This is a genomic window from Vibrio sinus (genome assembly GCF_023634645.1).
GTDB lineage: Bacteria > Pseudomonadota > Gammaproteobacteria > Enterobacterales > Vibrionaceae > Vibrio > Vibrio sinus.
In genome coordinates this window covers 256,291-279,794 of sequence record NZ_JAMKMR010000005.1, presented here as the reverse complement: position 1 = coordinate 279,794, position 23,504 = coordinate 256,291, and the positions used below count along the sequence as shown (strand labels likewise).

Sequence of the window (23,504 nt, the reverse complement as noted above, 5' to 3'; positions counted from 1 at the left end):
CTAACAGGGCACCTGTATAAAACTGGTAACTGTTAGATCAAGTCTGAACTTCTACAGATAATTCTAAGTGTTTCACTGGCCACCGACTTGGTCACGTTTTGTCTATATTGCTTTATAGATGAAAGCAGTTCGCGAAACGCGCCTTCTTTTCGCCCAGATCCGAACTTTCTATGTCTTGTAGACCCCGATGATAACAATCGTTCGATAATTGCAATGAGGCACCGGATTTGATCACCTGTCAATGCCGAATCCATTCCTTCTACCGTATAGTTCCTTGGAGCGCGCAGTACTTCGCCCCTTCGACTCATATCAATTTCTCCCACATAATCAACCAAAAAATCATACCCGACATAACGTAACTTTTGAAAGTAAAAACGCCATATGTGGTTTCTTCGAACACCGATAATATTCATTCCTTCACCTTTATACGTATACGTGTGTTCGGTGGAGTCATATACTGTAGAAGTGATTTTTCTTACTGCCCCAAAATCTATAATATTGCGTTGCTCTGAGACCTGTTCCCTCCATGTGTGGGCCGCACAAGATTCCGTACGCTTCTTCATCAATTTCCTTTCAAACGATTGAATCTCCCCATCACCAGCAACGTGGTAAACGGTCGGCCATCTCATATTAAAATTGGAATTGATTATCACTCGGCAGCCAGCAAGTTGAGCTGTGATGAAAAAGTCACATTCATTGCCTAGGGTGAGTTTGGTGATATTTTGTGGCTCCCAATTTAACCAGTACCAAGGGGAAGCAGAGGGACTAGAATCCTCTTTTTTATACATAAAGTGGTCTTCTCGGTACTTGAAGTATAATTTCCTTACGCCTGTTTCCGGTACGGGGTGGCTTTGAATTATTGGATATTTTCTTAGTGTCTTAATAGGATCTTGTTTTAATAACTCATTAATATTCGGCATGATTAACCCTAGAGTTTTTGTCCCTGCGAACCGATACCCAAATGACTTGGATATCGGTTCGTCCGCACAGGAAATTTGAATTCATTACTGCATCAAGACAGATGCTTAGATAAGGTAAACGTTTTTAATATAGAATCAGTAAAAGGATTGGCGTCAGAGTCAGAAGTGATTCTGTACTCTACTTCCCCTTTGTTTGCGTTAAATTGATAGTCGACGGTAGAAGAACTTGAGCCGACTATGGTTCCTTGATCAAGCAATCTAAAGAACGCCCACGGACCATGAATCGAGTATCCTCGTGGTGATTGATCGATATCATCTGGGACAAGTGATAAAGAAGATGTTGTTCCGGCACGCAATGTATTGGGCCAAATCAAATCCACTGATCGTCTTGGGCCATGGCTAAATTCCACGTACTGCCCATCAACATTTAGCACGCTTCGACGTTGATTTGCACTTAACTCAATCGGTTTGATCGAAAACTCCACATCTAGGTTACCTTTGCGATCAAAAAAGGCAGATTGGATCTCCTTCGCGGCAGCAAACTCTTGGGCTACGGTTTTATTGAGTACACTTCCTGGCTCTGGGTTAAGACTCAGAGGGACGCCAGCGTCGACAAATACTTTTAGTTGACTGTTATAAAAGTTTTCAAGCGTGCCATTCGGGGCAAAGAAGTTTTCAAAGTCTTTGAGCGAAACGTCTTTATCCGAATGTGGGTTGAACGGATAACGTGATGCCAATTGCTTTTCAAACACACTGTAAACTTGGCTTTGCCAACGACTTTGTAAATAGTTCAACGCGGTTTGTTTTACGACAAACCAACTCTGATCCGCGATCCTTTTCATCATAGTATTTAGTGGGGCAGGCAAACCAGAAGCAATGCGTTGTAACGTATAAATGGGATCGGTACTCTTAAGCTGAACCCGAGCTTTTGCGGCAGCAAGTGCTGCTTTTCCAACATCTGGAGCATCTTGAATCGCTTTAAGATAATTGTAAACCTGTGCAACAGACTTCATCACTTCCGTAATATAAGCAGGTTGTTTATTCTGCTTCGCTGTCATAGAGTCCAGATTGGTAAACGGCAAAGCGATCATTGACGCTATTTTATATTGCGGTGACTGCATTAGAACCATTCTCGCTTGACTGTTTTTGGGTAAATCCGGGAACAGACGAGTATTTAAGCTCAAGGTGTTGAGCAAACGTAGCAATGGCTGCTGTGGGCCAATCAAACTACTTAGCACACTTACAGCACTATCTAAATCAGGGAAGTATTTGATATTAATATCGTTAATAACCGTTCGCCATTTGTTGGTGTAGTCTTCGACATACAAATCGCGGATCTTGTCACGTAATGCTTGCTTATCTTGTTGGCTAAGTTGCCCATTGTTGCTTTGACCAAGCACCCAACTGTCAACAGAAGCTAACTTAGAAATTGCACCAGATTGGGTTAAGAAATAGCTGTTGAAACCTAGAGCGGTATAGAGCAGCGGAACATGTAAACCGTTCGCACCCACCTCACGTTCGTTAAACACTAGATCAAACACCGGACCAATAGCCGTTTTTACATCCAGTGGCATGCCCATTTCGGCATTCGCTTTTTTCTGTAAGTGGCGATATACCCTATCTGCAACGGAAATAGAACCCAGGGATTGTTGTGTTTGTTGAATAAGCCCATGAAACGGTTGAAGAACGTTAACTGCTTTTGGATCTCCTGCATCTTTTTTGGCTTGTAAGTCAGTGTTGTTTAACGCATAGCTAAGCTGCGATTGTAACTGCTCTCTTGCACTTAGATTAGTCGGGAACTCCTTCTGCCATACTTGATCAAAATAATTCTCTACCACTTGATTTTGCCGACCACTTTTATCAGTTAACATACGGAATACTCGTAAAGTATCGAGCTTCTCTTCTTGCGTTTTTGCCAAAGACAAGTCCACGGCTAACTGGCGCATCAGTGCTGGAATAAAGTGATAATCTAGCAAGTCAAGATACGCTTTTTGTACGGCAGGACCGACTGTACGGCCTTGATACAGGCCCATGTCGGTGACAAACTTCGGTTTTTCTTTGAAATCCCCATAATCTAAAACCGCACTGCGCATGGTTTCCAAAGGCACCAGCATGGAAAGCTCGGACTGAAGAATGCTGTCGTCCGTCACCTCATTGTTGTATTCACTGATGTGCTCAAGTATGTCGTTTTCTTTTGCTAGGTTCTTCTCGTAATCTTTCTGCCAACTACCAATAATTAACGCAGAGCCTATCGCACAGGCCAGAAATGACAACGCCAGAACTTTTTTCTTTTGCTCAGCGGCTTTTGAATTGTCCGTCGCTAAGCCTGCTTCAGGATAAATAATCTCCTCAAATAACTCTTTTACAAAAAAGGTCGTAGAGTTATTAGATTGTTGGGCACTGTGCACGGATTCAGATAAGTTATACCTGCGGGCCGCAGCATTCACGAACGCGTCCGTCGGCACACCTTGCTGGTAGACAGAAGTGAAATAAGCCCCACGAACTAGCGTATTATGGTCAAACTGATCACTCACGAGAGCGTCGGACAAAAACTTCTTCAGTACACTTTGCATGCCCGCTATCTGACGCGAGAAGCTGTATATTCCAGCTCGCTCTTCAGCGTTCGATACATGCTTTAGCGTCACTGGTAGCATGTCATTTAACCTTTGCACAAACTGAGAGTAATTTTGTTCAAATTCAACCAACCAACTGTCTGACTCTCGTACTGGATCTAAGGTGAAAGTAAAGCCCAGTGCTTGTTGACGCTGCTCTCGATTAAAATATCGGAACAATGGCTCAAAGCCATAAAGCAAATCAAGCTTAGTGAAAGCAATGTAGATAGGCAACTTGACAGACAATGCGTCGGTTAATTCACTTAATCTGGCACGAATCAAGCTTGAGTAAGCTTGCCTTTCAGCGACATCAGCGTTGAGGAGATGCGCAAAATCCACCGCCAGCACAACTCCATTCAGTGGCTTACGCTTTCTCGTTTTACCTAGCCAGCCGACAAAATGTTGCCATAGACGACGTTCAACTTCGCCATTTTCTCCTTGCGTATGCTGTCTCTGCGTGAGCAATTCTCCATCAGGATCTATCAATACTGAATCGTCACCGACCCACCAGTCAAAGCTATGGGGGTTCTTGCTGATTTTTCCCGACGCTCGCCTCACCGAAGTGAACACATAATTTTGTCCTGAACGGTTAATAAGACTGGTTTTGCCAGACTCTTCAAGACCCAGAACCAAATACCACGGTAAGGTGTAAAGGTAGTTATCGTTGTCCAGGCTGGCTTTCATTTCGTGAATGACGTCATTCAGCTCAGCTTCCTGAGTTTCTACATAGCCAAGCGCTGGGTCATTTTCTAACTCAGATTGTTTGGCGTTTTCTTGGTTTATTTTGTGTACCTTACGCCATTGCAAGGCACCCCAAACGGTGAAGCAACTCAATGAAAAGATCACACTCGTGACGGCACGAGATGTAAGGCTAGTCAAAGGCGTGATACCTTTGACTTTAAGCCAAGGACCAGCCCACCAGATGGCCACATTGACCAATATGAAGGTAATGCCAATCAGCACTGGAACCGAGGCCTTAATCCTAGGTTGTAACCATTTAAGAAAGGTTAAAGATATATTCCACATTTCTTTAATTGTCCTGCGATGAATCTACGTTAATAAACGAGTGAGATTCGTGGTTTAGTCGGGGGAATTCACTAGATTGTGTTCTAACTGTTCAAGTAACGATGGCTCCCAGTCGATAACGGATACCTTCTTTACCTGTGAATACAAGGTTTGATATTGTTGCTGCGCAATCGCTTCTAGCTGGTTCGCTTGCATTAAGTCAGCGGAGATCAAGCGCCAATAAAAGCTGTCGCGTGGCTCAGACGCATGGCTTAAGCCATCATTAACCATTGCCATTGCCGCGGGTAAGCCTTCGTCGCTAACAAGTTGCAAAGCTTCGCTACGTTTCTCAGACCAACTACCCACCTGCTGAGCGTCTTGTGATAAAGCAGCTTGCTCTTCTTTTAACCATTTCAATGTACTGGCACTGGTAAATGGAACGCCACCTTTAAAGGTGTATTGAGTTAATTCCGGTAATCGCGCAACGAAACGCGATAGCTCATCTCGAATATTGTTGGCCCAGTCGTGCTGATTCAACTGCTTTGCAATTCTGTAGCTGAGATGATGGCCATCCAACCAAAAGGGTGACACGGTCAAGCTCTGCTCTACCCTTTTCCATAATGTCAAATCAGCCCCTCTTTGCAGCTGCTCTTCATACTCACTGATTCTGTCTGTTGATACCGACATTAACTGTGTTTCGTTGTTGTTATTGGCCTCAGGTAAGCTTGAAATAGAAAACCAAACCGCGAACCTTCTGAGCCGAATACTTAACGCTGTCCCCTCTCCACCCATTTCCGATAGATAGTCGGCCATCTTCAATAACGACGTGCGTATCGAACGGTCATTGCTTCCGTCTATATCTAATTTGGTGGGTGGTGGGGTACTCGCGACTCTCGGTTTAGAGTGAACTGCATCAGTCACGGACTCGCGTGTAGGCTCTTGGTCAGACTTCGGCTCAAATTCTTCACCGAGCTCTTGCCTTTTTTCCTCTTCTCTTATCTGAGCCAACTGGCGATGAGTTTTTGCGCCGATATCGTCGACCAAGTCTTGATCTAATTGATATTTGGTCGCGACATGACTTAAGTTGGTTAATTCTGTTTCAACTTGCTCTTTTAACTCTGCATTAAACAGTGAACCGTCAAGTTTCTCAGCGGCTTTGGACGTACGCTGACAAATCTGTGAAAAAAATTTCTTTCTGTGGTTCAACCCTCTATTTCCGGGGATTGGATATGCCACCTCCCAATACAGCTCAAGGAAGTCAACAAAGACAGCCAGTGACAACGAAAAACGTTCAGGCATCGCTTGATACTGCAGACATTGAAGTAGGACCGTAAGTAGCTTGATGTCTTTAGTTTGTTCAGATAGTAGTGAGACGGTTTTCTCCTCTACTTCTTGCCACAACACTTCAGCATGGGACAGAGAACCCACTTTCATCATCTGCGTTTCAATAAAGTCTAATTCTGGATCGTCGGTAATTCGCTCGCCAGCTGGGGCGTTCTCTGATATAGGTTTACGTAACTGATCTCGATAGTTAGTTATTGTCATCATTGCTTGTTCCTACCAACTACATGCACTTCGCATTGGTTTTATCAGTTTCGATAAATGCTCAGTATCAAAGGTCAGCCCATTAACTGCCTCAACGTCTGACCTCAACGTTAGCTGTGATGAGGATAAAATGGATTTCATGATCCTGACCGCCGATAGTCCCCGGCCCGAACGCAATATGTAGCCACTGCTATCACTTTGCCATTGTTGAGTCACCACGGGTGAATTGGGTACCGTGACACTAATACGATTTTCTTTCATCGGTGTAGGGAAAACCAACTCCACACGGCTGATGTTTTCAACGCAGCTAAGCATAAGAACAGGAGGCTGCTTATGGTTATGAGTGTTATATCGACTATTTATCGCCGGCGCGGTTAACCAAATATGCATGCCTAAACCCGGAGTGTTTTGTTTATTGAGTAAAAACTCCTTCGAGCCAGGTTCACTAGGGTTACGTCGATGTTCACTTTGCATCGCCCACTGCCAAGACTTTGGTTTGGCTGGCAGGTTCTCATCATTGAGGCCCACCTTAACCGGCGTATCAAACGTTTTATCAAAGCAAGCTAATCGGCCTAAATTGTTATTTATCTTCCGGCACACCTGGGCTTGGGCCCATTGGTTTTGTTCTAACAAGCGTTGTGGGGAATCATTGACTGCCCAGGCCGATACACTGGTACTAGCCGCAACCAAACTAACCGCTATCCATACCGCCTTTTTCATTTCTATTGGATCTCCAACTTTTGACATTTGTGTGCTAACGTCCGCTTTGGCAGTCCAAGGCTTTCTGCTGTTTTGGCTCGATGTCCATTGTATTTTCGAAGTCTCTCGACAATGATTTGCTTTTCATACGCTTCTAGAGCGAGCTTAAGATCCGAAATTCCTGCTCGCTCTTTTTGCTCACGTGTCCTGCTACCAAACTTGAACTCCCCTTCAGCACCCTGCGAACTAGCGGTGTTTTGCTTGTCAGCGGGTAGGCATTCTAGTTGAACGTATTTAGTGTCAGGCGTCTGAACACAAGCAAATTCGACAAGCGAACGTAACTCTCGTACATTGCCCGGATAGTCATAGGTTTTCAGAACGTCGAGTACATCCTTCGACAATCCAGCGACATTGCGACTCTCACGAGCGTTATACTGATCGATAAAATAACTAGAAAGCAGCTCGATATCTTGAGCTCTGCTTTGCAGGTTAGGGACGAACAAGGGGTACTGATATAACCGGTAATACAAGTCCAACCTAAAGCTGCCTTCGTCAACACTTTGGCGCAAATTCACATGGGTTGCCGCTATCAAACGAAAACGTGACGATCGTTCTTGGTTTGATCCCAAAGGACGATATTGATAGGTTTCCAATACCCGCAATAGCTTGGCTTGCAATGCAATGGGCAATTCCCCCATTTCATCTAGGAACAACGTCCCTCCATCAGCTTGGGCGATCAAACCTGTCCGCGATTTCAAGGCACCAGTAAATGCCCCTTTCTCATAACCAAACAACTCGCTTTCTAATAAGTTTTCAGGTATCGCTGCACAGTTAATGACAACAAACGGCTCACTGTGTTTGTCTGACAGTGCATGAACGGCTTTGGCCACGAGTTCTTTGCCAACCCCTGTTTCCCCTTGGATTAACACCGTAAGATTGGATTTGGCGGCCACGGCTATTTGGTCTCTTAACTGCTCCATAGCAGTACTTGCTCCTAGCAAGTGCTGTGACAGATCGAAACCATTGCATTGTTCATTGCGTTGCAACATGAGGCGTGACAGCGATTCATTCAACACCTGCTTTTGCTCATGCTGGCTTTTAATATCTTGGAGCAACAGCCTATGGGAAAGGTACATATCCGCAAATTGCTGCCAATACTCATCACTCAGTAAGTGACCTACCCTTGTTTGCTCGCCGATAACGACAACCATAGATTTCACATGATTTGCACCGTCTAGCAAGGGTAAGATCAGCAGGCTCTCATTTCTCTTCACTTGTGATGAAAAGGTAATGAAGCTCTGGTTTTGTTGCCAAAAAGCCAACTGCGTTTGACTGATAAGCATCAACTTAGCTTGTTGAACGACATGGGCAAAAGGCTGGTCGAAATCATCAACACTCCACTCTAACTGTAAGCCATCATCGTGATTCTCGTTACCTCGAGTGGTTAGATGCCTACCATCAGGCGAGGGATGAAGTAAATAACAACAAGACAGTTGCCAATGTTGCTCGATCGCCTGTAAGTAGAAAGCCGTCAGCTTATGCTGCTCTCTATAGCTGACAAGTTCTGACGCTAATTCTAGCCACTGCTTCACGGCTCCTACTCCACTTCGCCAACAAACTCGCCATCTCGCATCGTTAGGCGAATGGACGAGAATGACTGTTGGTGCGCGAGTTTATCCAATAGAGCTAATGAAACTGGTGGTAGCACTTGGCCTTCAATAATCGCCTCTAACATTCGTGCGCCATTTTCAGACCGAGTAGCACGAAGCAAAATCTCTTGCGTTAAGCAGTCTTCAATGTGCACTTGTGCTTTGTAGCGTTCAGCCATCAACGATTGCAGCTTGGTCAACTTGGCTAGCACGATCTCTTGTAAAACCTCTGGGCCCAGAGGCAAATAAGGCACGACTTCCATGCGAGCGAGCAGCGCAGGTTTAAAGAAAGCGGCAAGATCAGGGTAGAGCCTCTCTTCTAGTTCACTAGGGGTCGCTGCATTCTCAACAATGGTTTGATAACCGAGATTGGATGTCAAAAAAAACACAATATTCTGACAGTCGATCAACCTTCCCTCGCCATCGGCCAGCTCTCCTTTATCAAAGGCTTGATAAAACAAGTTCAGCACTTCAGGATGGGCTTTTTCTACTTCATCAAGCAGCACTACAGAATAAGGCATTTTGCGAATCGCTTCGGTCAATACGCCACCTTCACCAAACCCGACATAGCCCGGTGGTGAACCAATCAAGCGAGAAACGGTATGCTTCTCTTGATATTCCGACATGTTGATCGTGGTAAGAAATTGCTTGCCACCATATAACTGCTCAGCCAGCTGCACCACAGTTTCTGTTTTACCCACACCACTTGGACCAACAAGTAGAAATGCACCTTTTGGTCGACCAGAGCGACGTAAATCCGCGCGAGCGGTCAACAAATGCCGATGTATACGTTCGATTGCAACATCTTGGCCTTTAATGGATTCTGCAAGTATGTTTGGCAGTGAAATAAGCTTACTGAGCTCGTCCGTATTCATTTGGTTAACAGGAACACCTGTCCAATCAGCTATCACACTGGCTATTTGTTGTGCATTGACTTCAGGGTGTATCAGAGCTTCGTTGCTTGGAATCGCTTCCAGTTTTTCTTGCAATACTTTAGATTGCTCTTTCAATGCAAGCGCTGACTCAAGATCACTGGTATCTGTGTTGAGTTCTAGCAATGAACGTCTAACGTCTATCAATTGCTCAACCATGCTCTTTTGCGCTTGCCAATCAGAGTAAAGCTGCTGTTTATCAGCTTGATCTTGCAGGTCTTGGCTCATTAATTCGTTTAGCCGCTCAATGTCATAATCCAGACCAAGCGTTTGTTTACGCTCGAGCAAATCCAATTCCAGTTTTCGTTGATGGCACTGACTTTCAATGGCCGAAATACGTCGAGGGGGCGCGGTTAAGTTGATGGCAATGCGCGCGCACGCCGTATCTAACACATCAATGGCTTTGTCTGGTAGCTGTCTACCTGAGACATAACGAGCAGATAACTCTGCTGCGGCACGTAGCGCATCGTCACTTATCAATACACCATGTGCTTTCTCATAAACAGAGTGCAAGCCTCGCATGATATCAACGGTTTGCTCTGTGGTCGGTTCATCTAGTTTGACTAATTGGAATCGACGAGTGAGTGCAGGATCTTTTTCAAAATACTTTTTGTATTCTTTCCAAGTCGTTGCCGCTACAGTACATAATTCACCGCGCGCTAGCGCTGGCTTCAGTAGATTAGCCGCATCACCACTGCCTTCTTGGTTACCTGCGCCAATCAAGGTATGCGCTTCATCGATAAACAATATGATCGGAATTGGCGCTTCCTTCACCTCTTGCAGAATGGATTTCAATCGCTTCTCGAATTCCCCTTTGACAGATGCGCCCGCCTGCATGAGCCCTAAGTCGAGTGACCAAAGTTCAACTGACTTTAGTCTGTCTGGCACACTGCCTTCCACAATACGTAACGCCAGCCCTTCCACGACCGCGCTTTTACCAACACCTGCATCCCCCACTACAATTGGATTGTTTTTTCGGCGTCGGCATAAAATATCAATCATCAAATTGATTTCGTCATCTCGACATAAAACTGGGTCTAACTTGCCATCTCGGGCTTGACCGGTGACATTGCTGCAGTATTTATCGAGTGCAGTATTCGCGTTTGGTTTAAGGCTTTTGTTCCGCTGCTCAGACTCTTCTCGCACTGTTTCTGATGAGTCTGCGACAAAGCGAGTAAAGTGTTTGCGGACTGATTCACGATTTATTGCGTCAAGCTCCGATGCCAGGCCTGGTTTAATGTAGCGTTCAACTCGCAGAAGCGCCGCGAGAAAAATAATGCCTGATCGCAGTTCGGAGTGATTAAATTCAGTAGTTGCTAAAAGCCACGCATCCTGCATAAGCTCGATAAGGAGTGGGGAAAATACCGGGTAAGTATCGAATCCCTTATCGTTAGGCAATGTAGTGCTATTAATTTGCTTAATCTGCTCGCTGTCTATTTGGCTGTGCCTTAAGATTTCTCTTACATCCGACAATGGGTTATCAAGCAAGTTGTATAAGAAATGATCAAACGTTACTTCACTGTTTTCTCGGCTAACACACAAAGCCGCTGCCTGCTCTAATGCCAGTTTTGTTTGCGAATTTAATTTGTCTATTAGTACTGAAATTTCTATTCTAATCACAACCCAATCCTACTTAATCAATTGATTTAACTGGTTTAATACATCAACGGATGTATCGTGCAGTACGACAAAATAACAAGCGAAAATCACGACTAATACCGCCGAAAATCCAGATAACACTGACCATGCAGACCATTGTTTAGGCAGCTTCAATTCTGTTGGCACCACGTTCTGTTTTGCATTGGTTAGCGAATCCGGTTCGTTGCCGTTTAGACGTTCTAACGTTTGATGTAAATTGAGCACGACTTTTTCGAACGCTTCCTTGCCATTATTCATGACTTTGTATCGTCCTTCGAAACCTAACGTTAGACAGAGAAAGATGAAGTTCAGCAGAGCCTTATACTTCTCAGCATCAGACTCTAATCGAGCCAGGATTGAGAAGACCTTTTCACCCCCCCAGGTTTCATTGTGAAATTTGGTAAGCAATGAGCACTCAGCCCAAATCCCATCCGCTCCCCATGGTGTGCTCATGACGGCTTCATCAATAAATGAGCACAGGACATACCGATAGGCTAAGAGCTCAGCTCTATCAACACCCGCTTCATTTAGCTCAACTTCAATCCCTCTGATTTCTTCTACGATTTGTTGATAGACGCTGCTCACGTTATCGCAAACGGTCAGATTCCGGATCCTCAGCGTCACGCCTAATAAAGGGGTGGCAGCATCAATAAATGGGTTGTTGTTATGGCCACGCAGTTGAAACCAAAAATCTTGGTCTTGGTTAATATTCTCTGCATTTTCAAACAATATATTGTCGTAATGAGCACCTTGCCCACCTGCTGAACTGTCTAGTGTCGCTGCCATCGCTTAGCTCCTAATTGCCCAGAATTGCAAATCGATATCCTGGAATTCACCGGCTACATGGAAAGCAAAACCACTAGAGTTCGCGACCATATTCCAAGCCTGACTGGTCTTATCTAACTGGAAGTAGGTATACCCTGCGTGATAGGGAAGCTGTCTAGGTGCAACTGGCAAAGTATTCAATGGAATACCTGGCAGTTGTAGCGAAATAAGATCTCGAATTTTTTCTACGGAGGCAATCTTGGTTTGTTGTACAAAAAGCTTACGCAGCTCTTCCAATGGCATTCGTGCCCGTACTGCCAAAATAAACTCGCCCTCTTGAATCAGCTGAGGATCCTGAATCGGCGCAACAATGAGGCCATATTTCCGTTGATGAAGTTGTATTGATACCGCTTTCGGCTCCAAAACAATACTTAACGACTGACGCAACATACTGATTACCGGAGTAAAGCACCGATGCGGTAATTCATGATCGTAACTAGTAAATTCCGCAGAGACGCGGCTTTCATCAGTAAACGTAGCCAGCTCTCCACAGATTGATATTAATTCTCGGTATAAGCTTTCTGGGTGTACACTGCGACAGTTCGCCATATGCAACAATCTAGGTTGCATTTTGTTTAGCGATTGAAGCAACATGAAATCAGCAACATCGGCCACCCCACTTTGATTTGGAGAATCGATTCTTTGGGCGATGTTTTTTGCACGCTCTCGCATTAAACCCGCAATTTCACTCACAAACTGCTTCAGCATGGGTACGGAATGTATGTTTAGATGACATGGAATAAAACTGTCGTCCAATACCAAGCTACCACCAGGACGTTTTTCAACTATTCGTGCGATAGCAATGTATGCGTAAGCACTGCGGTCTTCTTGCTCAAGTACAAGGCGAAGTTGTGCTGGACTTACGTCGATCATGCACGAGTCTCCTTGCCGTGAATGAACGTCACGAGCCTCATGCCGAATCGCTTTATAACGGCTGGTTTCCTCTTCCGACCAGCCGATTTCTCTTATCGAGTCACTGCGTAAAGGAATGGCAAGGTATACAATTTGGTTGGCTTGGGTATTGTCAACAATGTCCAAAGCATTTTGCACCAAGTCCTCTTGAGGAATATTAAAGACCGACCCATCTGGCATCACTCCTCGGGCACGTTCAATCGATATGCGCCCGAAACTCAAATGGTCCAAATTGAGTGATAACTCTGTCAAACCGTATAGGTAGTGGCCAACCGAATTCACTCGCTCATCGATAAGATGTTCAAGATAGCGCTGTTGCTGTTGAAAATGTTGAGGCTTAATAAAAAGCCCTTCGTTCCATACAATGCGATTGTGAGCGGACATAATTACTGTACCCTTTCTAATGTCACATCATTGTTGTTTAAGTAGATCAATATGTGGTAGTCATGCCCAAAAGGTTTCACTTCGACGACTTTTTTCCACTCGCTATGATCAGAGTCTGAGTAAAAGGCCATAACACCGATATACCGTGTGTCATTGTTCAGCGTTAAAGGCTCAACGAACTTAAAGTGGTTAGGCAACACCACGTAGTCGTAGTCTTTAATGAAGTTACTTTTCAGTGCTTGTTTAAAGTCATTGATAAGCTGATCATAAGACGCTGAGGTAAACATCGAATCATCTTGTAATTCAAACACTCTTAACTCAACTGGAGAGGCATTGCCCTTCGCATTTGGATTGATTGTGTTCGTCGTTACCATACTGAACGTCATCGTGCTAGGCGTTGTATCTTGGTCTGGAACAGGCGGCGGGTCAGAATGAAACCACGAGCTGCATCCAGACAGTGTGGCGACCGCAAACAACCAAACAAACCAGCGAGTCGAGAGTTTGATTTTCACCTTACGACCCCTGCTGTTGTCTTAGATCTTTGTCATAAGCCTGTTCGAAGATTTCCCAAAACAGTTTCTCAAAACCATTTTGGCGGTTTGAGGTCAGTTCTTGGTAGTAGTTCTGGTACATATCCCATGCCCAAGATTCCGCAGTGTCTGTTTGAACTTGGCTAGAACGTCGATAGCGATTAAAACGTCTCATCAACACCTCGGGTGAAAATGCCTGCAGTATTTGGTTCAAAGCAGTGGAAATTGCGTTTTGTACCGCTTCATTATGATGCTTGATGAGTTTTAAGCTTTCATCTATCGCTTCAGGAGCAGATAAATGAACGGGACTTGGGTTACCATCGAACATCATCTTTACTGTCTCTTCGTAGCTCATACCCAGACGCAAAGGGTTGTCTTCTATCGGCTGTAAATTTTTGTTCATCACGCCATAACGGCTTGCAGAAACATGCTGGTGCAGATCCAATAAACCTTGAATGGCCGACTTTAACGACGCCCCCATTTCTTCGGACAGATGATGCATTGCAGCCAAGTCGTTTTGATTGGTTGTTTGAGTTCCTAAGCCACGTAATAACGGCCCTGTAACCAAATGTCCCTTATCTACCGACTGACTGTCAGGTTGATTAGAAAAACCGCTTTGCATTTCCTCTTCTAGTAAATCAAGCGCTTGTTCATCCATTAGATTGTCCTTGTAGTTATTTATCTGAATATTGCTTGCAGAGTGTGAAGAGCCATTAGACTGGGATGACGAAATCGCGAACGCAGAAGACATTTCTCTCTCTGTATCGGCTTGACTAACTAGCTGATGGCCAGAACCTTGGGCAGGGTTGGCGACATCTTTTTCTAATGTGAGTGCTTTACTCTCTTCTGGTGACAACAACAACGAATCGGGGTCATCGCTTGGGTTATGTAGGTTAAGCGCCGCTATTGGGTCTTCAATATTCACTTCTTCTTCTTTCTCTTTTGCCGAAAAAGACAGCGCTTCATCCAAATCAAAGTCATCTTCTTCAATGATGACTTGCCCTAAGTCCAGGTCCGAATCGTCATTCTCGTGTTGCATAGACACTCTTATCATTAATGAGCCAATAGAAATCGTGTCACCGTCGTTAAGCTTGGCTAATTTCCCCCACCCTAACGCAAACGTCGCACCATTAATGAACGTCTTATTGCTGTTATCACTCAAACAGAAAAAGCCATCGACAATTGATATTTGGCAATGAGTATTGTGAATTTGGTTCTTGTTGTCCTTTACGTACCAATAACTGGATGGCTCGGACCCAATCATCCCACCTTCTTCATCAAACTGTTTTTGTACTTCGATTCCTGGTAACAGGTTCTGGCTATTTGTAATGGTGAGTCTTAATGTTCCTAAATTTGGCATACATTTATTCTCTATGGGCAAATTTGAATTTTCACTCGGCGATTGTAGCTAGGGCCGCCTAAAAAGGAGGAGCAGCCTAATGAATTCGTCGATTGTTGTTTGATACACATTTCAGGGACTTCTTCTTCCTTCAGCTCTAGCTCAAGGTCATAAGCAAGCTGCTCACGTAAAACAAACTCCACTAGCCTACAAAACGGTTCGTATTCCTTTCCAGTTGGCAAAAAGTCGTTGAATCTACTGTAAGTAAGATTGCTGATTTCTATGACAAACTTGCCCGACCGATCCTCCACTTTCGAGCCAAGTGTCACATCTTCTCCCAACTCACATTTGTTGATGCCTAACTGCATTCGCTGATCATTTTCGATGGCAACGGTACGTAGCTCCCACTGGCGAATTGATACATGTTGCAAGTCAAAGTAATGAGCAATGATCCCCGCAACGACCTGTGGAGATCGGCTCCGACCTGCCAATGTACCGGCATACGCGAGCATTTTGCTTTTGTTGAGTGCCGTCTTACCCTGCAAATCTTTATCGGCTAACCCAACCAATGAAAACAATTGATCGGAGAAATCATCGCTCGCGTTCGGCTTGTATCGTATGTAATAACGATACTTTCGCCAGATTCGATAGACGAGTGACAGCAACCTATTATTAAAGAAATCCAAAAACGCACGGCGCAAGCCCTTCTCGCTTTCCGTTGCAATTTGGTCAAGCAGGAATCCAGGCAATGGCGAATGCGCCCCATTTAAGCCCAAGAAATTGGTTTCTAATTGCTGACGCTCTGCTGAAATTGACTGCAAACTGGATACATCACTTGAAGCAAAGCCTAAGCTTGGATTTGCACTAAACAGCAGTTGGCAGTTCATTTCCCACTCTTCACTACCCGGGTCTGCTTCCGCTAAATCATGTATCAACTCAACAAGCTGGTAGAAATCATACTTTCGAGCATTATTTTGCAAGTATTCGAATGGTTTCAAAGCGCTTGGAAGTGCTGTCTCGTTGTTGGGTAGTTCAGCTTGATCATCTAGATCAATGGCTGTTGACCAGTTTGTGTTCCCCATGAATATTTTTCCCGACTCGCACTGTTAATCACGATCAGTTCGTGGAACGAATTGATGCTGGCATATAAAGCAAAGAAACGACTAAGCACCGAACCAAATAGATACAAATCACCTTCAGAGCCAAACGCACTTTGATCGAGTTCTATCTCCGACTGAAGCCCGCGTACAGGTAATCCTTTTAGAATTCTCTCAATGGGTTTAGAGGTAATGCTTACAATCCCATCAAAACGATGTTTTGAAATTCGTTCAGCATGTTTATCTACCAAAGCTCTGAAGTCATAAGCACGGATGACAGAGCACAGCGCGCCCTTCGATAGCAACGATAAATAATTCAGTGATAGATTAGAAATCAATCGCCATAGCAAAGTACCATCAATATTGGGACGCAATGGTTGAGTCGGCTCAATGATATTTTCAAACTCGACGAACGAAGGAGAGTTTTCTGTAGAATGCTTTATATCTCCAATACCCAATTCAACTGGCAGTTGTCTATTCGTGCATGTCGCTTGTATTGAAATCGCTTCACTAATACCAATACTTGAGACTTCATCACTACGCACAAAGGATATGTAATGATCGAAGCCATCACCTCTCGAGCTGTCTTTTACCCGGGTGCGGTAATAGAGCGATTGACCATGGTTGGTTCGTTCTAGCTCGTGTTGGAAGCTTTCAAACGGCGTATATACTCGTTTTTGGCCACGAACTCGGCCAGCATGGGCCTCTTGCCATCCTTCAACGCGATCAACACTGAATACCTCATAGTGCGTGGGGTATCGGCTTGACGGTAATACTCGATATTCTGAACCTTTTCCAGTCAGGTCTATCGGCTCAACATCGTGACGAAACAAATTGATCACCGGTGTGCAGTATAAGGAAAAGCTCTCTTTCCTAACCCGAACTTCCGGCGGCAAAGTTTTAGTAAACAGAAACCTTAACGAGAACTCTTCTCCCATATCTGCCGTGATAAAGCGATCAAGCCCATTCACCTCTCCAAATAAAAATGCTTCGGGGAACGTGAGGTATTCTTGTAAAACGCGATACCCTTCGTGCACATTCTTCGGGTATGGCATGAATCCATCGCCGCTTTCAAATCCAACACTTTTAAAGTGCTTTGCAGGAATCGCTAAATGCTTCTTGCCACATATGAGTTCGATACGAGCTAAATAATGATTGAGCCACAGATACAGCATCTGCGCACTATAAGTGTGTCCGCCAATATAAAACTGCAGTTTCTTGAGCTCTATATCAGCGAGACTCTGCTCGCCAAGGACTTTGAGATTAACATCAATACTCGTGGACTCTCGACTGCGATTGGCCTCTACGCCTGTTTGTACAATGGGGTAGACTTCCACATCACGACAGGTCTGAAAATGGCAAACTGTATCCATAACCGGTTCGCTGTCTAAATTGGTTCGCGACGCAACGGTTTGGCCATTACTCAACACTGTCTTGTGAGGAGTAAACTGAACAATGCTTAAACTTGGTACTGGCCTGAGATAATTCGGCCAGAGCATGTTTATCAGTGAATGCGTAAGCTCAGGAAACTCATCTTCTACTTTTTCGCGCAATCGTGCTGTCAGAAAAGCAAAGCCTTCCAACAACCTTTCAACATCCGGGTCCGTAGTACGTCCATTTAGAAATCTCGAGAGCTGCGGATGGGCTTCAGTAAAAACCACACCTTGCTCTTTCAAAAAAGCAAGCTCATCGCGGAAATATTTTTCTCGTGACACAGTCAAACTACTCTGTATTTTCGGCTGTTATCCAATAGCAAATCGATCTGAACAGAGTCATGTATTGCTTGGGTATTCACACTCGCCTTAATCTGAAACCTCAAATTAAGTGGACTATCACTGTCAGGCGTATAACGAATATCGATGTTTTTCAATCGAGGTTCATACCGCTCTAAACATTGTCGTATGGCGAGTTTGATTTGAACCGCTAAATCATGACAACCCAACGTTGCATCGTTAAAGTCAATCAAGCCTAATTCAGGGGCACTCAATGACTCGCCACTGCGAGTATTGAGTAACTGAGAGATATTACGCTTTATTGAATCGACGACTCGTTGGGGTTCTGGCCCTTTAATGACGGATCTCGATGGACTGTCAGCCTCTAATGACTCAAAGAGGCTGACACCATACACACTATCCTCTAGTGGAATGTACGTCATGCAGGTTATGCCTGATCTAGGCGACCAACCAAGGATAGCTCAAAGTTCGCACCCATATATTTGAAGTGTGGGCGAACAGACATGGCCACTTGATACCAGCCTGGATCACCTTCTACCTCTAGCACTTCGATTTTGGCGGCGCGAAGAGGACGCAAGCTACGAACATCCGCTGGCGGATTCTCTTGATCGGCAACAAATTGTTTGATCCAAGAGTTCAACTCACGTTCCAAATCCTGACGCTCTTTCCATGCACCAATTTGTTCGCGCTGCAATACTTTTACATAGTGTGCGAGACGATTGATGATCATCATGTAAGGAAGCTGTGTACCGAGTTTGAAATTTGTTTCTGCCTCACGGCCTTCTTTGGTATTTGGGAAAAGCTTTGGCGCTTGTACAGAGTTAGCCGAGAAGAATGCGGCGTTATCACTGCCTTTTCTCATGGTAAGAGCAATAAACCCTTCTTCCGCCAACTCAAATTCCTTACGGTCGGTAATGAGTACTTCAGTTGGAATTTTGGCTTGTAACTCGCCCATAGATTCAAATAAATGAACGGGTAGACCTTCAACTGTGCCGCCACTTTGTGGTCCTATAATGTTTGGACACCAACGGTACTTTGCGAAGCTATCGGTTAAACGCGTTGCAAAAGCAAACGCCGTGTTACCCCAAAGGTAACTTTCGTGCGACTCACTGACGTCCTCACGATAGTTAAAGGTTTTTACTGGGTTTTCTATTGGGTCATACGGTGTACGCAACAAGAATCTAGGCGCAGTTAAGCCCAAATAGCGTGCGTCATCCGATTCTCTTAGTTGACGCCACTTGATGTAACGCGGGCTTTCGAAAATCGACTTAATATCTTTAATATTTGGAAGCTCTTCAAACGACTCAATTCCAAAGAACTCAGGCGCAACTCCGGAGATAAAAGGAGCATGAGACATTGCACCAACTGCGCTCGCATATTGAAGCAACTTCATGTCAGGACCAGATGGTGTAAAAGCGTAGTTCGCAATTATCGCTCCGACAGGCTCACCACCAAATTGTCCGTAACCAGACGAGTATACATGTTTATATAGGCCCGACTGCGACGTTTCCGTAGCGAATTCAAAGTCGTCAAGTAACTCTTCTTTCGTTACGTGTAGCAGTTCAACTTTGTTGTTTTCGTTGAAATCTGTGCGTTCGACCAGCATTTTAACGCCGCGCCATGCCGACTCCATTTCTTGAATTTCTTCATTGTGAAGAATTTCATCCATTTGGGCACTTATCTTGTTATCCAGCTCGACCAGCATTTGATCAACAAGCGTTTTGTTGACTCGTTCAATATCCGAACCGTTACCAAGAAGATTTTCAATAAACGCCGTCACGCCTTTTTTGGCGATGTCATAGCCTTCTTCACCAGGTTCCATCCTAGTGTTCGCCATAATTTCGTCGAGTAAACTTCCGCTGTTTGCATTCGTGATTTTTTCAGCCTGTTGTACAGTCATTTTCCAGCCACCTGAAGCCTAAGTTAGATCTATAAATATCGATTGATTAGCTATCTGAGTCATTGCTCGCCAATTGCAGTTCGTCTAGCAACTGTTTGCGTGACTCTTCAGATGAAACAATTTCCTGCAAACGAGAACGGAACGCAGGAATATTTCCTAACGGGCCTTTCAGTGCGACGAGCGCTTCTCTTAACTCAATAAGCTTTTTTAGATCAGGTACTTGTTTTGCAATCGAATCTGGGGAAAAATCTTGCAATGACTTAAATGATACGTCTATAGATAGATCAGAGGCTTCTTGAGAAAGCTTGTTTTTCACTACCGTTTTAACGCCTAAATTATTTTCACGCATGACTGATTCGAAGTTATTCTTATCAATAGACATGGTTTTGCGTTCTTCCAGAAGTGTTTCTTCAGCTCCCCCTTTAAAGTCTCCGACAACCAAAGTTTTTAGTGGAAGTTCAATTTCTGACTGTACATCACCGGTACTAGGAACGTACTTAATATTAATACGTTCCTTAGGCGCTACGCTGCCCTCTTTCGACATTATATCTCTCCGTGTTTACAATTATACCTGGTTAATTTTTGATTACATGACCAGGTAGATTAGATATATTTGGTCAGTGTCCAAATTTTAGGCAATACTATTAGCAACTAATCTTTTCTTGTCTCTTCTATCATTAATACTGACAAATTTAATGATGTGGACAAATATTATTCAATTACGGAAAGTTATATTTTCCCTAGCTTAATTAATATTATTTTTTTGTTTTTATTATTGACTGATTAAAAAATGATCAGCTCTTATATATTTTCGACAATGATATATAATAAATAAAAAAAATCAATACCTTCACATGCTGTTATCCATTGCGCCAGCCAGGAGAGCGTTGGCTATCTCAGCCTCCTGACTTTAGTGATAATTTAGTCAATATAGAGCCTTAACCCTTACACACATTACAATTAATCTGGTTTCCTGGATAAATAATAAACACTTTAATTGGTTAAATTTTTTAACCAAAACTATTGAATTTATGCCGGTTTTTTCTATATAACAGTAGTATTAAATATATCAAATAGGATAAATATGGTTAATATTCAACTCATTTTTAGTGCAGAAACTAAACAGAGTTATTATTGATGTTTATCAATAGCGTAATAACACTTTCATCATCAAAAGACTAATTAATGGTCAGACGTGTTCAATGATTGATATGTGAAAGCATAGATTACAAAACTGAGTTAATAATAAAATCGAAAAAAATTGAGTATCCATTACATCGATTTTAACTCTAAGAGACTTATACAGTGTTAACTGTTATATACCTAGATTATCGTTACCAAAATAGGACAAACAAAAAAATGAACATTGATTTTAGTTCAAGGAGTTGTTATTGATAAATGCTCGCCATTGGCCAGCAGGGCAAAGTGAGCAAATTGTGTTCGGATATTCAGGCAATTTATACCGATAATTTACAGCAAGATAGCATTTGCAATTTATATTCATAAGCTGATCCGAGAGCACTATATAAAACAAACAAGTTTTTCTTTTCATTTGACTAATTACAGGAAACGGGTAGTACTTCTATGTCCTTAGCTTCAACAGCAAACCGCCTCCCTCTTCAGGATCGGATACCTCGAGGCGCGGCAGCGCTTTTCTTTATTCAGATCTTTTCCACCTTAGCGTTCGCCGTTCTTTATTCAACCCTGGTCCTCTACACCACAAAAAAACTCGGGTTCACCCCCAAAGAGGCCACCGCGATCATGGGGGTCTTCGGCGCTTTCAACTACGGGCTACATCTCTTTGGAGGATGCCTCGGCGGACGTTTTCTCAGTAACCGAAATCTGTTTGTCTTTGGGATGATCCTCCAGGGGATCGGTTGTGCCCTGATCGCCAGCGGAACGGTGGCCAACCTCTATTGGGGACTGGGGATGTTTCTCACCGGTAGCGGCCTGAACGTCACCTGCATCAATATGATGCTGACCCAGCGCTTTACCCCTGAAGACCCACGCCGGGAAACCGCTTTCATCTGGAACTACGCCGGGATGAATCTCGGATTCTTTATCGGATTTGCCGTGGCCGGTTACTATCAGCTCAGTGAGAACTACCATGCCCTGTTCATGTTTGCAGCCATTGGTAATGTAATCGCCACAGTACTGGCTCTGCTTCGCTGGAAAGTTATCGCTGATACCGACACTCCCCTGCTCCAACAGTCATCGGCAGGATTCCGTATCCGCTTTGGGATCTCCATCTTGATCTTGATCGGGCTGGTTCCGGTGATCCGCTCTTTGCTCCAGCATGCAAATTTCAGTAACTCCTTTGTGATTAGCCTGGGGATCCTGGTACTGCTGTTTTTAATTTTCCTGACCGTGCGCCACAAACCCCTGGATGAGAAAAAACGCATGGCGGCCTATCTGATCCTTGCGCTGGGCTCGCTTCTTTTCTGGTCCCTCTATCAGCTTGCGCCGATGGGACTGGAGCTATTCGCCGAATACAACATTAACCGCCATGTGATGGGCATCACCATCGCCCCTCAGTGGATCCAGAACATCAATACCATAGTGATCGTCATTGGTGGCCCGCTAATGACGATTCTGTTTAACAAGCTACGTGAGCGCGGCTGGTGTATCGATATCCCGCTGCAGTTCTCTCTCTCCTTGTTGCTGATCGGTGCAGGCTTTTTGCTGCTGCCTATGGGGATCTCCCTAGCAGGGCCGACGGGCATGGTAGCCTTCTCCTGGATCGCCTGGAGCTATGTACTGCAGTCCTTTGGTGAGCTACTGATTTCTCCCATCGGCTACGCTATGATTGGTCGTCTCGCTCCAAGCCGCTACCAGGGCTTGATGATGGGAAGCTGGATGATGGTGACAGGGGTTGCCTCCGTACTCTCCTCCTACTTCTCAGGGCTAATGCCACAACACACTGCGGGTCAGACCGTCCTTGAGACCAACCCCGGCTACAGCACTGTGTTTGGCCACCTGGGATGGAGCGCGGTCGCCCTGGCTGTTGTACTGGCTATCCTGATCCCGCTTCTGCGCCGTCTGATCAACAATAGTCAGGTGCCCTCTGTCAAATAAATTGCAACACCCTTGAGGAAGTTAATGGCTAACGTAAACGCTTCCTCTTATCATTTCAGTTTTGACAGTGAGTGATATCGTGGGAAAGCCCAAACTAACCAGCCTGAGATCTGGTTAAGCCAGCACCAAATTGTTGCTTTCTAACAGTTCAAAATTTTGAGCTGTTAGATCTAAGCAAGGCTCTGTCCCATAGAGTACACATAGGCACGACCGCGATTGCCGTCACACCAAGGAACCGGGTATAACTTAAAAGCTCAAGAAAGTAATCTTTCAGATTGCGGCATACATGAATCAGGTAGTAACTTTAAGATGCAGGAATCAGAGCAACGATTGATGTAAAAACTGACGCTCGATTGGATCGATAGGCTATGTAACTCTATATCCGATCGCCAGAAACAATAAAGCCCGCGTAAAGCGGGCTTTATTGTAAATTTGGTGGGTCCGGGCGAACTCGAATCGCCGACCCCTACCATGTCAAGGTAGTACTCTAACCAACTGAGCTACGGACCCAAATTTTGTGTTCTAGTGACTGTTATGCAGTCAGGAATGGTGCGTCCGAGTGAACTCGAATCACCGACCCCCACCATGTCAAGGTGGTGCTCTAACCAACTGAGCTACGGACGCATTCCTTGGGAACGGGGTGGATATTAACGATTGTTTTGTGTGGGTGCAAGTATAATTTATTGATTCATGAACCAACTGGTGAACA

At 44.4% G+C, this 23,504-nt stretch carries 16 protein-coding genes, 2 tRNA genes and 1 pseudogene; 1 reads left to right on the top strand and 18 read right to left on the bottom strand.

Going from position 1 to position 23,504, the window contains the following annotated elements; all coding sequences use genetic code 11:
* Positions 1 to 32 precede the first annotated feature (32 nt).
* The 15 genes from M9194_RS07940 to tssB all read right to left on the bottom strand — a co-directional run bounded on the left by M9194_RS07940 (position 33) and on the right by tssB (position 20,264).
* Positions 33 to 920, bottom strand: coding sequence for a hypothetical protein (locus tag M9194_RS07940; protein ID WP_250612087.1), 888 nt, complete (start codon positions 918 to 920; stop codon positions 33 to 35).
* A 92-nt stretch (positions 921 to 1,012) separates the two neighbouring features.
* The gene (tssM, locus tag M9194_RS07935) at positions 1,013 to 4,558 is read right to left on the bottom strand and encodes a type VI secretion system membrane subunit TssM (RefSeq protein ID WP_250612086.1); all 3,546 of its coding nucleotides are present in this window, start codon (positions 4,556 to 4,558) and stop codon (positions 1,013 to 1,015) included.
* 54 nt (positions 4,559 to 4,612) lie between these two features.
* On the bottom strand, positions 4,613 to 6,085 hold the full coding sequence (gene tssA, locus M9194_RS07930; protein ID WP_250612085.1) for a type VI secretion system protein TssA: 1,473 nt from the start codon (positions 6,083 to 6,085) through the stop codon (positions 4,613 to 4,615).
* Positions 6,086 to 6,094: 9 nt separating this feature from the next.
* Positions 6,095 to 6,802 (bottom strand): type VI secretion system-associated protein VasI, encoded by a 708-nt coding sequence (gene vasI, locus M9194_RS07925; protein WP_250612084.1) that lies wholly within the window; start codon positions 6,800 to 6,802, stop codon positions 6,095 to 6,097.
* 2 nt (positions 6,803 to 6,804) lie between these two features.
* Complete coding sequence (locus tag M9194_RS07920) at positions 6,805 to 8,373, bottom strand: sigma-54 interaction domain-containing protein (RefSeq protein ID WP_250612083.1); 1,569 nt, start codon at positions 8,371 to 8,373, stop codon at positions 6,805 to 6,807.
* A gap of 5 nt (positions 8,374 to 8,378) precedes the next feature.
* Positions 8,379 to 10,982 carry a type VI secretion system ATPase TssH gene (tssH, locus tag M9194_RS07915; RefSeq protein WP_250612082.1) on the bottom strand — a complete coding sequence of 868 codons (2,604 nt, stop codon included), beginning with the start codon at positions 10,980 to 10,982 and terminating at the stop codon, positions 8,379 to 8,381.
* Between the two features lie 9 nt (positions 10,983 to 10,991).
* Positions 10,992 to 11,786, bottom strand: coding sequence for a type IVB secretion system protein IcmH/DotU (gene icmH, locus M9194_RS07910; protein WP_250612081.1), 795 nt, complete (start codon positions 11,784 to 11,786; stop codon positions 10,992 to 10,994).
* Positions 11,787 to 11,789: 3 nt separating this feature from the next.
* A complete protein-coding gene (gene tssK, locus M9194_RS07905) occupies positions 11,790 to 13,121 on the bottom strand; it encodes a type VI secretion system baseplate subunit TssK (RefSeq protein ID WP_250612080.1) in 1,332 nt (443 codons plus the stop codon).
* A gap of 2 nt (positions 13,122 to 13,123) precedes the next feature.
* On the bottom strand, positions 13,124 to 13,633 hold the full coding sequence (gene tssJ, locus M9194_RS07900) for a type VI secretion system lipoprotein TssJ (protein WP_250612079.1): 510 nt from the start codon (positions 13,631 to 13,633) through the stop codon (positions 13,124 to 13,126).
* 1 nt (position 13,634) lies between these two features.
* Positions 13,635 to 15,011 carry a type VI secretion system-associated FHA domain protein TagH gene (gene tagH / locus M9194_RS07895; RefSeq protein WP_250612078.1) on the bottom strand — a complete coding sequence of 459 codons (1,377 nt, stop codon included), beginning with the start codon at positions 15,009 to 15,011 and terminating at the stop codon, positions 13,635 to 13,637.
* 11 nt (positions 15,012 to 15,022) lie between these two features.
* Positions 15,023 to 16,072, bottom strand: a complete 1,050-nt coding sequence (tssG, locus tag M9194_RS07890) for a type VI secretion system baseplate subunit TssG (RefSeq protein WP_250612077.1) — start codon at positions 16,070 to 16,072, stop codon at positions 15,023 to 15,025.
* Complete coding sequence (tssF, locus tag M9194_RS07885) at positions 16,036 to 17,802, bottom strand: type VI secretion system baseplate subunit TssF (protein ID WP_250612076.1); 1,767 nt, start codon at positions 17,800 to 17,802, stop codon at positions 16,036 to 16,038. The genes tssG and tssF overlap by 37 nt, the downstream gene beginning before the upstream one ends.
* 2 nt (positions 17,803 to 17,804) lie before the next feature.
* Positions 17,805 to 18,242 carry a type VI secretion system baseplate subunit TssE gene (tssE, locus tag M9194_RS07880; protein WP_250612075.1) on the bottom strand — a complete coding sequence of 146 codons (438 nt, stop codon included), beginning with the start codon at positions 18,240 to 18,242 and terminating at the stop codon, positions 17,805 to 17,807.
* A 5-nt stretch (positions 18,243 to 18,247) separates the two neighbouring features.
* Positions 18,248 to 19,720 (bottom strand): type VI secretion system contractile sheath large subunit, encoded by a 1,473-nt coding sequence (gene tssC / locus M9194_RS07875; protein ID WP_250612074.1) that lies wholly within the window; start codon positions 19,718 to 19,720, stop codon positions 18,248 to 18,250.
* 46 nt (positions 19,721 to 19,766) lie between these two features.
* Complete coding sequence (gene tssB / locus M9194_RS07870) at positions 19,767 to 20,264, bottom strand: type VI secretion system contractile sheath small subunit (RefSeq protein WP_250612073.1); 498 nt, start codon at positions 20,262 to 20,264, stop codon at positions 19,767 to 19,769.
* A gap of 1,040 nt (positions 20,265 to 21,304) precedes the next feature.
* Between tssB and M9194_RS07865 the strand changes: the two genes are divergently transcribed.
* Positions 21,305 to 22,795, top strand: a complete 1,491-nt coding sequence (locus M9194_RS07865) for a peptide MFS transporter (protein WP_250612072.1) — start codon at positions 21,305 to 21,307, stop codon at positions 22,793 to 22,795.
* A 193-nt stretch (positions 22,796 to 22,988) separates the two neighbouring features.
* Here the strand turns inward: M9194_RS07865 and M9194_RS21820 are convergent.
* The 3 genes and pseudogenes from M9194_RS21820 to M9194_RS07855 all read right to left on the bottom strand — a co-directional run.
* Positions 22,989 to 23,099 (bottom strand): annotated as a pseudogene (locus M9194_RS21820) (IS982 family transposase); the annotation flags it as partial.
* Between the two features lie 129 nt (positions 23,100 to 23,228).
* A tRNA-Val gene (locus M9194_RS07860) sits at positions 23,229 to 23,305 on the bottom strand.
* 37 nt (positions 23,306 to 23,342) lie between these two features.
* Positions 23,343 to 23,419 (bottom strand) — tRNA-Val (locus tag M9194_RS07855).
* Positions 23,420 to 23,504: the final 85 nt, after the last annotated feature.